The 13415-nt window shown below is 60.1% G+C and carries 12 protein-coding genes; 8 read left to right on the forward strand and 4 right to left on the reverse strand.

Annotation, left to right across the window (positions count from 1 at the left end; all coding sequences use genetic code 11):
- Positions 1 to 82 precede the first annotated feature (82 nt).
- On the reverse strand, positions 83 to 1396 hold the full coding sequence (locus tag ACIO0C_RS00465; RefSeq protein ID WP_401306502.1) for an NAD(P)/FAD-dependent oxidoreductase: 1314 nt from the start codon (positions 1394 to 1396) through the stop codon (positions 83 to 85).
- Between the two features lie 146 nt (positions 1397 to 1542).
- Between ACIO0C_RS00465 and ACIO0C_RS00470 the strand changes: the two genes are divergently transcribed.
- Positions 1543 to 1896: a YkgJ family cysteine cluster protein gene (locus ACIO0C_RS00470; RefSeq protein WP_401306504.1), complete on the forward strand. Its 354-nt coding sequence runs from the start codon at positions 1543 to 1545 to the stop codon at positions 1894 to 1896.
- 38 nt (positions 1897 to 1934) lie between these two features.
- Here ACIO0C_RS00470 and ACIO0C_RS00475 read toward each other — a convergent pair whose 3' ends face one another.
- Positions 1935 to 2423, reverse strand: coding sequence for an Lrp/AsnC ligand binding domain-containing protein (locus ACIO0C_RS00475; protein ID WP_003177284.1), 489 nt, complete (start codon positions 2421 to 2423; stop codon positions 1935 to 1937).
- Positions 2424 to 2580: 157 nt separating this feature from the next.
- Here ACIO0C_RS00475 and dadA point away from each other — a divergent pair, with 157 nt between their 5' ends.
- The 6 genes from dadA (at position 2581) to ACIO0C_RS00505 (ending at position 8715) form a co-directional block, all read left to right on the forward strand.
- On the forward strand, positions 2581 to 3885 hold the full coding sequence (gene dadA, locus ACIO0C_RS00480) for a D-amino acid dehydrogenase (protein ID WP_401306507.1): 1305 nt from the start codon (positions 2581 to 2583) through the stop codon (positions 3883 to 3885).
- A complete protein-coding gene (locus ACIO0C_RS00485) occupies positions 3857 to 4210 on the forward strand; it encodes a RidA family protein (protein WP_180202157.1) in 354 nt (117 codons plus the stop codon). Before dadA ends, ACIO0C_RS00485 begins: the two co-directional genes overlap by 29 nt.
- Before the next feature lie 107 nt (positions 4211 to 4317).
- Positions 4318 to 5397, forward strand: coding sequence for an alanine racemase (alr, locus tag ACIO0C_RS00490; protein ID WP_401306511.1), 1080 nt, complete (start codon positions 4318 to 4320; stop codon positions 5395 to 5397).
- Between the two features lie 122 nt (positions 5398 to 5519).
- Complete coding sequence (locus tag ACIO0C_RS00495) at positions 5520 to 6068, forward strand: cupin domain-containing protein (protein ID WP_007947433.1); 549 nt, start codon at positions 5520 to 5522, stop codon at positions 6066 to 6068.
- A 182-nt stretch (positions 6069 to 6250) separates the two neighbouring features.
- Positions 6251 to 6664, forward strand: coding sequence for a cytochrome c5 family protein (locus ACIO0C_RS00500; RefSeq protein ID WP_306669899.1), 414 nt, complete (start codon positions 6251 to 6253; stop codon positions 6662 to 6664).
- Between the two features lie 128 nt (positions 6665 to 6792).
- A complete protein-coding gene (locus ACIO0C_RS00505) occupies positions 6793 to 8715 on the forward strand; it encodes an acetyl-CoA hydrolase/transferase C-terminal domain-containing protein (protein WP_401306514.1) in 1923 nt (640 codons plus the stop codon).
- A 129-nt stretch (positions 8716 to 8844) separates the two neighbouring features.
- Here ACIO0C_RS00505 and ACIO0C_RS00510 read toward each other — a convergent pair whose 3' ends face one another.
- Entirely contained in the window at positions 8845 to 9417 is a 573-nt protein-coding gene (locus tag ACIO0C_RS00510; RefSeq protein ID WP_007934646.1) for a xanthine phosphoribosyltransferase, read from the reverse strand.
- A 56-nt stretch (positions 9418 to 9473) separates the two neighbouring features.
- Positions 9474 to 11483 carry a DNA helicase Rep gene (rep, locus tag ACIO0C_RS00515; protein WP_008054626.1) on the reverse strand — a complete coding sequence of 670 codons (2010 nt, stop codon included), beginning with the start codon at positions 11481 to 11483 and terminating at the stop codon, positions 9474 to 9476.
- A 254-nt stretch (positions 11484 to 11737) separates the two neighbouring features.
- Here rep and ACIO0C_RS00520 point away from each other — a divergent pair, with 254 nt between their 5' ends.
- A complete protein-coding gene (locus ACIO0C_RS00520; RefSeq protein WP_401306519.1) occupies positions 11738 to 13411 on the forward strand; it encodes a putative bifunctional diguanylate cyclase/phosphodiesterase in 1674 nt (557 codons plus the stop codon).
- Positions 13412 to 13415: the final 4 nt, after the last annotated feature.

The raw sequence follows: 13415 nt of genomic DNA on the forward strand, positions 1-13415 counted from the left end.
TGTTCACAAGATTTGTGAGTACAGCTAATTCCTGTGGGAGCGGGCTTGCCCGCGATGAGGTCCATAAGAACACCGGTAGCTTTCAGACCAACTCTTTGAGCCGATGCCACAACATCCCCAACGCCAACAACGGCGAGCGCAAATGCTTGCCGCCGGGGAATGTGATGTGCGGCACCTGGGCGAACAGATCGAAGCCACCACTGTGCTGCCCGCTGATGGCTTCGGCCAGCAACTTGCCCGCCAGGTGCGTGGCGTTCACGCCATGACCGGAATAGGCCTGGGCGTAATACACGTTCGGCTGATCCTTGAGCCGCCCGATCTGCGGTAGACGGTTGGCGCCGATGCCGATCATCCCGCCCCACTGATAATCGATCCTCACGCTGGCCAATTGCGCGAAGACGTCCAGCATCTTTGGTCGCATATAGGCGGCGATGTCTTTCGGATCTCGCCCCGAGTAATGGCAGGCGCCGCCGAACAGCAAGCGGCGATCCGCCGAGAGTCGGTAGTAATCCAGCGCCACACGTTGATCGCAGACAGCCATGTTTTGAGGCAGGAGCGCGTGAGCCAATTCTTCGCTCAAGGGTTCGGTGGCGATGATATAGCTGCCGGCGGGCAGTACCTTGCCACTGAGTTCAGGGTTGAGTTCATTGAGGTAGGCGTTGCACCCCAGTACCAGCGTTTTTGCCCGTACCGAGCCTTGGGTAGTATGTACTTTGACCTCCGGGCCGTAATCGATGCGCGTCACGGCTGATTGTTCGAACAGCTTCACGCCCAGCCGCTGCGCGGCGGCGGCTTCGCCCAGCGCCAGGTTCAGCGGGTGCAGATGCCCGGAGCCCATGTCGATCAAGCCGCCGACGTAACGGTCGGAGCCAACCACGGTATGCATTTCATGGGGTTGCAGCAGACGGGTTTCGTAGCGGTAACCGAGGCTGCGCAATTCTTCGGCGTCTTCGGCGAAACCTTCGAGATCACGGGGCTTGTTGGCAAGGTCGCAGTAACCCCAGGTCAGATCGCAGGGGATCTGAAAACGCTCGACCCGCTGTCGAACGATTTCCACCGCTTCCAGGCCCATGAGCTTCATCTGGCGTACACCGTCGGTGCCGATCACGTCGGTAAACTGATCAAGGCCATGGCCAACCCCCCGAATCAACTGCCCGCCATTGCGGCCGCTGGCGCCCCAGCCGATTTTATGGGCTTCAAGCAGCACCACGCTCAGGCCGCGTTCAGCCAGTTCCAGCGCTGTGTTCAACCCGGAGAATCCGCCGCCGACCACGCAAACGTCAGCCACGAGTTCGCCGGTCAGCCGCGGATAGTCGGGCTGAGGCAGGCTGCTGGCGGCGTAATAGGAAGCGGTGTGCCGGTGATTCGGGGCAGGCTGCTGGGCACGGCCATTCATGTGCGTGATCCTGATTGGTGCGTCTGGAAAATTTGTCGGAGCATATGCCGGACCTCGAAGGGGGGCAACATTGGTCGGCCGGTGCTGTCTGGATCGGGGCTTTTACGTCAGAATCCGCTTCTGTTTCGAGATCGGTAGTGGTTTGCATGAGCTGCAACAGTCAGAAAATTCGCACGTTGCGCCAGCAGATTCCCTCGTTCGAGTGCGTCCCCGGCTGCCACGACTGCTGCGGCCCGGTAACGACCTCGCCGGAGGAAATGTCCCGCCTGCCACGCAAGAGCCGCGCCGAGCAGGATGCGGCGATGGATGAACTCAATTGCGTCCATCTGGGGCCGAACGGCTGCACGGTATATGACGAGCGGCCGCTGATCTGCCGGTTGTTTGGCACCACCAAGACCTTGCCGTGCCCGAATGGGCGCGGGCCGGTGGAGTTGATTCATCCGAGTGCCGAAAAACAGGTGTTCGAGTACATGGCCAGTACCCGGCAGGTTCTCGTTTGATCGTTCCCACGCAGAGCGTGGGAACGATCCAAAGCTCTTCAATCCGGAATCGGCAGGCTCAAGCTCTCCTTCACCTCTTCCATCACGATATAGCTCTTGGATTCGCGCACATGCGGCAGCTTGAGCAGGATGTCGCCCAGCAGTTTGCGGTACGAGGCCATCTCCGAAATCCGCGCCTTCACCAGGTAGTCGAAATCTCCTGACACCAAATGGCACTCCAGAACGTGGGGCAGCTTCAGCACCGCGCGTCGGAACTCTTCGAAGGTATCGCCGGACTTGTAATCGAGGCTGATCTCGACGAATACCAGGAGACTGCCCTTGAGGTGTTGCGGATTGAGCCGGGCGTTGTAGCCCATGATGATCCCTTCGCGCTCCAGGCGCCGCACCCGCTCGGTACAGGGCGTGGTCGAGAGCCCGACCTTTTCCCCGAGCTCGGTAAAGGATATGCGCCCGTCCGCTTGCAGGATCCGCAGGATGTTGCGGTCGATCTTGTCCAGCTCACGTTTGGTCTGAGTGTTGGTACGCATAGGGGATGCGCCTCCGTGAAAAGGGTTTTTGCCGAGAATTGTCGCCAAATATAGGCGCTTATATAGTGAAAAGCACTGGCAAATCTTTTTTACACTGCGCACATCCGAAGCTCTGAACAACAAACGTCAGCGGTTAGCCGCGATGAGGGAAATGAAAATGCGCGTTATGGTCTTGGGTAGCGGCGTCATCGGTACCACCAGTGCTTATTATCTGGCGCGTGCCGGGTTTGAAGTGGTGGTGGTGGACCGGCAGCCGGCTGCTGCCATGGAGACCAGTTTCGCCAACGCCGGGCAGGTCTCGCCGGGTTATGCATCGCCGTGGGCCGCGCCAGGCGTGCCGCTCAAGGCCATCAAATGGCTGCTGCAGCGCCATGCGCCCCTGGCGATCAAGGCCACTGCCGACATCGATCAGTACCTGTGGATGGCACAGATGCTGCGCAACTGCACCGCCAGCCGTTACGCGGTGAACAAGGAGCGCATGGTCCGCCTGTCCGAGTACAGCCGTGACTGCCTCGACGAACTGCGCGCCGAAACCGGTATCACCTACGAAGGCCGCAGCCTCGGTACCACACAACTGTTCCGCACCCAGGCCCAGCTCGACGGCGCCGCGAAAGACATCGCCGTGCTGAAAGAGTCCGGCGTGCCGTTCGAACTGCTCGACCGCGAAGGCATTGCCCGCGTCGAACCGGCCCTGGCCAGCGTCACCAACATCCTCGCCGGTGCCCTGCGTCTGCCGAACGACCAGACTGGCGACTGCCAGATGTTCACCACCAAGCTTGCCGAAATGGCCACTAACCTCGGTGTGCAATTCCGTTTCGGCCAGGACATTCAAAGCCTCGACTTCGCCGGTGATCGCATTAACGGCGTGTGGATCGACGGCAAGCTGGAAACCGCTGACCGCTACGTGCTGGCCCTCGGCAGCTACTCGCCGCAACTGCTCAAGCCACTGGGCATCAAGGCGCCGGTATATCCGCTCAAGGGTTACTCCCTGACCGTGCCGATCACCAACCCGGCGATGGCCCCGACTTCGACCATTCTCGACGAGACCTACAAGGTCGCGATCACCCGTTTCGACAACCGCATCCGCGTTGGCGGCATGGCGGAGATTGCCGGTTTTGACCTGTCGCTGAACCCGCGTCGGCGCGAAACCCTGGAGATGATCGTCAACGACCTTTATCCTCAGGGCGGCAATCTGGCCGAGGCCAGCTTCTGGACCGGCCTGCGTCCGACCACGCCGGACGGCACACCGATTGTCGGAGCCACCCCGTTCAAGAACCTGTTCCTGAACACCGGTCACGGCACCCTCGGCTGGACCATGGCTTGTGGCTCTGGCCGTTTGCTGGCTGACCTGATGGCCAAGAGAAAGCCGCAGATCAGCGCCGAAGGACTCGATATTTCCCGTTATGGCAACAAAACCCAGGAGCCTGCAAAGCATGTCAGTCCAGCGCCAGCTCACCAATGAGCGCATGAGTCAGATCGTCACCCATAACGGCACGGTTTACCTGGCCGGGCAGGTCGGCGACGACATGAACGCCGGGATTGAACAGCAGACCCGTGAAACCCTCGCCAATATCGAGCGTTTGCTCGATCTGGCCGGCACCGACAAGCATCAATTGCTGTCGGTGACGATTTACCTGAAAGACATCGACGCACATTTCGAAGGCATGAACGCGGTGTGGGACCAGTGGTTGCCCAAAGGCGTTGCACCGGCCCGGGCCACGGTTGAAGCGAAGTTGTGCGAACCGGAAATCCTGGTGGAGCTGTCGGTTGTAGCCGCTCTGCCATAACTGCCTTCAAATCAGCAGCTCATAGAGATCCCTCTTCCGGTGCCACTGGCGGTTTACGCCGTCAGCAGCGCCGGTTTTTTTAAACGACCGACCAGAAGTCTGCCGCCATGCGTCCTGCCCGTGCCCTGATCGACCTCCAAGCCCTGCGCAACAACTACCGACTCGCCCGTGAAGTCACGGGCGCCCGTGCCCTCGCGGTGATCAAGGCCGATGCCTATGGCCATGGCGCAGTGCGTTGTGCCCAGGCGCTGGAAGCCGAGGCGGACGGGTTTGCCGTGGCCTGCATCGAAGAAGCCCTGGAGTTGCGGGCGGCGGGCATTCGCGCGCCGGTATTGCTGCTGGAAGGTTTTTTTGAAGCCGATGAGCTATCGCTGATCGTCGAACATGATTTCTGGTGTGTGGTGCATTCGCTGTGGCAACTCGAAGCGATCGAGAAAGCCGCATTGAGCAAGCCAATCACGGTCTGGCTCAAGCTCGACTCGGGCATGCACCGGGTTGGCCTGCATCCGAAGGATTATCAGGCGGGCTATCAACGCCTGCTGGCCAGCGGCAAGGTCGCGAAGATCGTGCTGATGAGCCACTTCGCCCGTGCCGACGAATTGAACTGCCAGGCCAGTGCCGAGCAGGTCGCGGTTTTCGAAGAGGCGCGTCAGGGCCTGTCGGCCGAGGTCAGCTTGCGAAATTCCCCTGCGGTGCTGGGTTGGCCACAGATTCCCAGCGACTGGGTGCGCCCTGGCATCATGCTATATGGCGCCACGCCATTCGAAGAAGCCAATGCCGTGGCCTCGCGCCTGCAACCGGTGATGACCCTTGAATCGAAGGTGATCAGCGTTCGTGAATTGCCTGCTGGCGAGCCAATCGGCTACGGCGCTAAATTCATTACCCAGAAGCCGATGCGCGTGGGCGTGGTGGCCATGGGTTATGCCGATGGCTATCCGCGGCTGGCGCCGACCGGGACGCCAGTACTGGTCGCTGGGCAACGCAGCCAGTTGATCGGCCGGGTGTCGATGGACATGCTGTGCGTCGATCTGACTGACATCCCACAAGCGGGTCTGGGCTCGACCGTCGAGTTATGGGGCAAAAATATCCTCGCCAGCGACGTGGCAATTGCCGCCGGCACGATTCCTTACCAGATCTTCTGCAACCTGCGCCGGGTGCCAATGCTCTATTGCGGGAGCGAGGGCTAAACCGCCCAGACCGGGAGTCGCCTCGCCGAACAGGATTCAGGTCAAGGTGTTGTAAATACTGAACGCTGTCGCCATGATAACGCTCAATATTCCAACAACCTGAATCCCTGGAGGCTCCTGCATTGGACGTCGGTGAACGACTGCAATCAATCCGCAAGCTCAAAGGTCTTTCCCAGCGTGAGCTCGCCAAACGCGCGGGCGTCACCAACAGCACGATTTCGATGATCGAGAAGAACAGCGTCAGCCCCTCGATCAGTTCGCTGAGGAAGGTGTTGGGCGGGATTCCCATGTCCATGGTCGAGTTCTTTTCCGAAGAAATCCTGCAGGAAAAACCGACTCAGATCGTCTACAAAGCCAACGAGCTGATCGATATTTCCGATGGTGCAGTGACCATGAAACTGGTCGGCCGGGCCCACCCGAGCCGCGCTATCGCGTTCCTCAATGAAATCTACCCGCCAGGCGCCGACACCGGTGACGAGATGCTCACCCATGAGGGCGAGGAAACCGGCATTTTGGTAGAAGGGCGGCTGGAGCTGGTGGTCGGGCTTGAAACATTTGTGCTCGAAGCCGGCGATAGCTACTACTTTGAAAGTACCAAGCCGCATCGTTTCCGTAATCCGTTCGATGCGCCGGCGCGACTAATCAGCGCAGCAACACCCGCGAACTTTTAAGGAAAGAGGCGCCCTGCCAGCATGGCCGAGGCACCCGAGACGTTTGACCGTTGCGCAACAAGACCCCTTCGACTTTGGGGTTGTTTCAGTGTCGCGGGCTTACCGCTATACTTGCGCCCGCCTGCGAACCGTGGCCGTAGGCGTGACTAGCCACCATTGAGGGTGAACGCGTGAATCTAATTATGAAAATGCTGGCCGCACCAGCAACCGTACTGGCCCTCTGGGCTGTCAGCGCTCAAGCTGCGACCAACGACGAAATCGCCAAGCGCCTTGAGCCAGTCGGCCAGGTCTGTGTCCAGGGCAAAGAGTGCAAGGGCATGGAAGTCGCCGCTGCGGCTGGCGGCGGCGGTGGTGCCAAGGCACCTAAGGACGTCATTGCCAAGCATTGCAATGCTTGCCACGGCACCGGCCTGCTGGGCGCGCCGAAGATCGGTGACAAAGCCGCGTGGAAAGAGCGCGCCGATCACCAGGGCGGCCTCGACGGCATCCTGGCCAAAGCCATTACCGGTATCAACTCAATGCCGCCAAAAGGCACCTGCGCCGACTGCTCCGATGACGAGCTCAAGGGCGCCATTAAAGAGATGTCGGGCCTGTAACCAGTCCGCCTCTTTCGCGAATAAGCCGCTTGCGAGCGGCTTTTTTGTGGGAGCTCCTACTTTTCAAGGGCGTAAAGACCCGGCAAGCTCGGTCCAACCCCACTTCATGGAATGTACGGGAGGATCGGATGGTACAGCTGTGTTCTATCGAGCAAGCGGTCGACGAGGTGCTGGCGAGGTTGCCGGCGCATATCCACATGGGCCTGCCTTTGGGCCTGGGCAAACCCAACCCCTTCGTCAACGCGCTGTATCAACGTGTCGTGCAACTGCCGCAGCGGCAACTGACGATCTACACCGCCCTGTGCCTTGGCCGTCCTGCGCTGGGTGACGGATTGCAAAAGCGTTTTCTCGAACCCTTTGTCGAGCGGGTCTTTGGCGATTATCCGGAACTGGATTTCCTCGCCGCCCTGCACCGCGACAACCTGCCAGCCAACATCCACATCCAACAGTTTTTCATGCAGCCGGGCAGCCTTCTCAACAGTGCGTCGGCCCAGCAGGATTACGTCAGCAGCAACTACAGCCATGCCGCCCGGGACATCAACGCCGCCGGGTTGAACCTGATCGCGCAACGGGTGGCCAGCCATGCCGAACACCCCGATCGCTTGAGCCTGAGCTGCAACCCGGACATCACCCTCGACCTGCTGCCGATGATCGCCAGGCGCCGGGCGGCCGGGGAGACGATTCTGATGGTTGGACAGGTGCACGACGATTTGCCCTACATGCCCGGTGACGCTGAAGTCGGCATTGACACCTTCGACCTGTTGATCGACGAGAAGGACAGCACCACGCTGTTTTCCACGCCGAACATGCCGGTGGGTTTACAGGATCACTTCATTGGCCTGCACGCCAGTACGCTGGTGCGTGATGGCGGCACCTTGCAGATCGGCATCGGTTCCATGGGCGATGCGCTGACCGCTGCACTGCTGGCGCGTCAGGCCGACAGCGACGCTTACAAGGCTTTGCTGAGCGACTTGGATCTGAGCCAATGGGCACGACTGATCGAGCGCGAAGGTGGCATCGAACCGTTCGCCAAGGGCCTGTACGGTTGCAGTGAAATGTTCGTCAACGGCTTGCTGGTGTTGGCCGATGCCGGGATCGTGCGGCGCAAGGTGTACCCGGATGTGCCGACCCAGCAGCAGGCCAATGCCGGCACGCTCGACGAAGTGGCGCAAACCGACGGCATTTCGGTGCATGGCGGTTTTTTCCTCGGGCCGCGCAGTTTTTATCAACGCCTGCGCGAGTTGCCGCAGAGCAAGCGGCTCGAATTCAACATGACCCGTATCAGCTACATCAATGAGCTGTACGGGCAGGAAGAGCTCAAACGCCTGCAGCGTCTCGATGCACGATTTATCAACACCGCCTTTACCGTAACCCTGCTAGGCGCCGGTGTGGCGGATCAGCTGGAAGATGGGCGCGTGGTCAGCGGCGTGGGTGGACAGTACAACTTCGTTGCCCAGGGACATGCGCTGGAAGGTGCGCGGTCGGTGTTGCTGCTGCGCAGTTGGCGGGAGTCGGGCGGTGACGTCAGTTCCAACATTGTCTGGGAGTACGGTCATTGCACCATCCCGCGACACCTGCGGGATATCGTGGTCACTGAGTACGGCATTGCCGATCTTCGCGGCAAGACGGACGCGGCAGTGATCGAGGCCCTGTTGAACATCAGCGACTCGCGTTTTCAGCCGGGCCTGATCGAGCAGGCACAGAAGGTTGGCAAGTTACCGAAGGATTTCCATCTGGATCCGCGTTTCACTGACAACACACTACAGCGTTTGCAGGCGATTGAGGCGCGGCATTCGCAGCTGTTTCCGGAGTATCCGCTGGGTTGTGATTTCACCGACGTGGAGCGGGACCTGTTGCGGGCGCTGAACTGGCTCAAGAGCAAATTCAAACTCAGCGAAGTACTGGAGTTGGGTAAGGCTGCGCTGGATGCGCCGGTGCCTTCTTCGTACCCGGAACATCTGGAACGGATGCAGCTCACCAACCCGGAAGGCCTGAAGGAAGACCTGTTTCAGCGTCTATTGCTCACCGGCCTCAAGGCCACCGCGCAATAACTGCTAACCAGGTGATCCCTGTGGGAGCGGTCTTGCCCGCGATGGCGGCAGGACAGGCAACATTGATGTTGAATGTTAAGGCCTCATCGCGGGCAAGCCCGCTCCCACAGGTACAGCGGAGAAGCTGATTTATTCGATGAAGGTTACAACGCCATCCTTCAGCGACTGCACGCGCGCCAGCGACTCAACACGATAACCCTGGGCATCGAGCTCCGCACGACCGCCCTGGAACGACTTCTCGATCACGATCCCCAAGCCGGCCACGGTGGCACCGGCCTGCTTGATGATCGAGATCAGCGCCTGGGACGCCTTGCCGTTAGCCAGGAAGTCATCGATGATCAGCACGCGGTCGCTGCTGGTCAGGTGGCGCGGAGAAATCGCCACGGTGCTTTCGGTCTGCTTGGTGAACGAGTAAACGGTCGCCGACAGCAGGTTTTCAGTCAGGGTCAGGGACTGATGCTTGCGAGCGAAAATCACCGGCACACCGAGGTTCAGGCCAGTCATGATCGCCGGCGCAATGCCCGACGCTTCAATGGTGACGATCTTGGTGATGCCCGAATCCTTGAACAGCGTGGCGAATTCATCGCCGATCAGCTTCATCAGGGCCGGGTCGATCTGGTGGTTCAGAAAGGCGTCGACTTTCAGGACCTGATCGGAAAGCACGATGCCTTCTTCGCGGATTTTCTTGTGCAGGGCTTCCATGAAGCTGTCCTCTTTTGGCGCCTTTTGCGCCGAAGGTCTAAATAAAGTGGTCAATTCTAGCGCTTTAACATCGCGCGTATATCCGCCAATGCGCTATTGCCACGCACGGCTTTGACTTCGGTCGGTGTGTCGTCGTTGCCTTCCCAGGCCAGGTCGTCCGGCGGCAGTTCATCGAGGAAACGGCTCGGTGCGCAGTCGATGATCTCGCCGTATTGCTTGCGCTTGGCGGCAAAGGTGAAGGCCAGGGTCTGACGCGCGCGGGTAATGCCCACGTAGGCCAGGCGCCGCTCCTCTTCGATGGTGTCGGCTTCGATGCTGGAGCGGTGTGGAAGGATTTCCTCTTCCATGCCCATGATGAACACGTAGGGGAATTCCAGGCCCTTGGAGGCATGCAAGGTCATCATCTGCACGCCTTCGGCACCTTCTTCCTCTTCTTGCTGACGCTCGAGCATATCGCGCAGCACCAGTTTGCCAATGGCGTCTTCGACGGTCATCTCGCCTTCTTCGTCCTTCTCGAGCGTGTTTTTCAACGCCTCGATCAGGAACCACACGTTGCCCATGCGGTAGTCGGCGGCCTTGTCGCTGGAGCTGTTGGTGCGCAGCCAGTTCTCGTAGTCGATGTCCATGACCATGCTGCGCAGGGCCGAGATCGGGTCTTCGCCGGCGCATTGCTCGCGAACTTTATCCATGAAGCGCTTGAAGCGTGACAGGCGATCGGTGAAGCGGCTGTCCAGATGCTCGCCCAGGCCGATTTCGTCGGTGGCGGCATACATCGAGATTTTTCGCTCGGTGGCGTAGTTGCCCAGCTTCTCCAACGTAGTCGAACCGATCTCGCGGCGTGGGACGTTGATCACGCGCAGGAAGGCGTTGTCGTCGTCCGGGTTCACGATCAGGCGGAAGTAGGCCATCAGGTCTTTCACTTCCTGGCGCCCGAAGAAGCTGTTGCCGCCGGACAAGCGATAGGGAACCTGATGATGCTGCAACTTCAGTTCGATCAACTTGGCCTGATAGTTGCCCCGGTACAGGATCGCGAAATCGCTGTAGGGCCGGTCGGTGCGCAAGTGCAGGCTGAGGATTTCCACGGCCACGCGCTCGGCTTCGGCGTCTTCGTTGCGGCAGCGGATCACCCGGATCTCGTCGCCGTGGCCCATTTCACTCCACAGCTGCTTTTCGAATTCGTGGGGGTTGTTCGAAATCAGTACGTTGGCGCAGCGCAGGATACGGCTGGTGGAGCGGTAGTTCTGCTCCAGCATCACCACTTTCAAGGACGGATAGTCGTCCTTGAGCAGCATCAGGTTTTCCGGGCGGGCGCCGCGCCAGGCGTAGATCGACTGGTCGTCGTCGCCTACCACGGTGAACTGATTGCGTTTGCCGATCAGCATCTTCACCAGCAGGTACTGGCTGGCGTTGGTGTCCTGGTATTCGTCCACCAGCAGGTAACGCACCTTGTTCTGCCACTTTTCCAGAATGTCGGCGTGCTCTTCGAACAGCTTCACCGGCAGCAGGATCAGGTCGTCGAAGTCCACTGCGTTGAACGCCTTGAGCGTGCGCTGGTAGTGGGTGTAGACGATGGCGGCGGTCTGTTCCTTGGGATTGCGCGCGTTTTCCAGGGCCTGGGCCGGCAGGATCAGGTCGTTTTTCCAGGCGCCGATCATGTTCTTGATCTCGTCGACGCCGTCGTCGCCCGAGTATTCCTTCTGCATGATGTCGGTCATCAGGGCCTTGACATCGGTCTCGTCGAAAATCGAGAAACCGGGTTTGTAGCCCAGCCGCACGTGTTCCTTGCGGATGATGTTCAGGCCCAGGTTGTGGAAGGTGCAGACCGTCAGGCCGCGGCCTTCTCCGGCGCGCAGCAGGGTGCCGACCCGCTCCTTCATCTCGCGCGCGGCCTTGTTGGTGAAGGTCATGGCGACGATGTACTGGGCGCGGATGCCGCAGTTCTGGATCAGGTGGGCAATCTTTCGGGTGATTACGCTGGTCTTGCCGGAGCCTGCACCGGCGAGCACCAAAAGAGGGCCGCCGACATAGCTCACGGCTTCTTGCTGCCGGGGATTGAGTCGGGACATAGGTAAATTCACGAGTCAGTCACGAAATGGGCCGGCATTTTAACAGGCTCAGCGAATTGTGCTGCTCTCTCCGACTTGTGACGTATAACGCGATCTGTATTTGCCGGTTTTGTTACTTTCACGCAGGATGCACAACGAATTCGCGTCTAATGTTCGTAATTCCAGATACAAAGGCCTCGGATGTCCATTGGTCATCAGGGATCGGCGCGGCATAATGCCGTCGCCTACATCTTTGCAGAGTCTAGGGAGCTAGATTGTCTACGCCTGTCGAACCCTTGCGTTTGCTGCTATTGGCCGAAGAGCCAGCGTGGGCAGCGTTGTTGCGCGAGTGTCTGGCTCCGATGGGGAGCTCGGCCGTGCTCATCAGTGCGCCGAGCTGGGAGTCGGTCAGCAGTCTGTTCGATGACAGCCGCAGCGCGGTGTTGTTGACGATCCCGACTCTCCAGCCGGCGCCGGGCCGTTGCTGTTTGCCAACAGTGTTGCTGCTCGAGCATGAGCCCCTGATCCCGCCCGACGGTGTAAGCGACTGGCTGGTACGCGACCATCTCGACCCGGGCATGCTGCGCCGTTGCCTGCGTCATGTGCGTGAGCGCGGCTTGCTGGAAAACACCCTGCAACGCCTGGCGGAGCAGGATCCGCTGACTGGCATCGCCAACCGCCAGGGTTTCCAGACCCTGCTGACGGCGCGGCTGGCGGAAAACGATGGTCGCGGCCTGGCCCTCGGTCATCTTGACCTCGACAACTTCCGTTACGCTAACGATGCCCTCGGCCACCAGGCCGGCGACCGCCTGATCCTGCAGGTGGTCGCACGGCTCAAAGGCCAGCTTGAAGCCGGCGATCAGCTGGCGCGGCTGGGCAGCGACGAGTTCGCCTTGCTGATCGACACTCGCCGCGCCCCTCAACGCGCCGAATGGATGGCCGAGCGCATCACCGAAGCGTTGGCCGAGCCTTATTGGGTCGACGGCGAAAGCCTGCTGATCGGCTCCAGCCTGGGCATCGCCCATGCACGGGCCCAGGCGGGCGCCGACCCGTTGATGTGGCACGCGCATATCGCCATGCAGCAGGCCAAGAGCACCCAGGGCTGTACGTTTCACATTTTCAACGAGCGCATCAACCGCAATGCCCGCAGCGTCGCCGACCTTGAGACCGAACTGCGCCGGGCCTTGCGCCGCGATGAGCTGGAACTGCATTACCAGCCCCGGATGAACCTTGAAGACGGGCAGATCGTCGGCCTCGAAGCCTTGGTGCGCTGGCGTCATGCCGAGCGCGGCTTGCTGCCTCCGAGCGAGTTCGTTCCCCTGGCCGAGCAGAGCGGTTTGATCGTGCCGCTGGGTTACTGGGTCATTTCCCGGGCATTACGCGATATGCAGGCGTTGCTTGAACTCGGTTTGCCGCCATTGCACATGGCGATCAATCTGTCGTTCCGGCAGTTTCAGGACAGCCAGTTGCTCTCGACCCTGAGCCGGTTGATCAGCGAGCGCGGTGTCGAAGCGCAATGGCTGGAATTCGAGCTGACCGAAACCGCGGTCATGCGCCGCAGCGATCTGGTCAAACAGACCATGGACGCCCTTGGGCGCCTGGGTGTGCGCTTCTCCCTGGATGACTTCGGTACCGGTTTTTCGTCCTTCGTGCACCTCAACAGCCTGCCGATCACGTTGCTGAAGATCGACAAGAGCTTTGTCGGCGGCATGGAGCTGCGCGAAGAAAATCGCAAACTGGTGCACGCGATGATCAACCTGGCGCACAACCTCAACCTGGAAGTGGTCGCCGAGGGTGTGGAAACGCCGGAACAACTGGAGCTGTTGCGCGGGTTCAATTGCGATCAGGTGCAGGGATATCTAATCAGCAAGCCGTTGCCGTTGGCGGATCTGGTGGAATACCTGATGTTTGACGGCAATCAGCAGGCGCCGCTGGAAATCGTCGTTTAAACAC

The organism is Pseudomonas sp. NPDC087336 (assembly GCF_044744285.1).
Lineage (GTDB): Bacteria > Pseudomonadota > Gammaproteobacteria > Pseudomonadales > Pseudomonadaceae > Aquipseudomonas.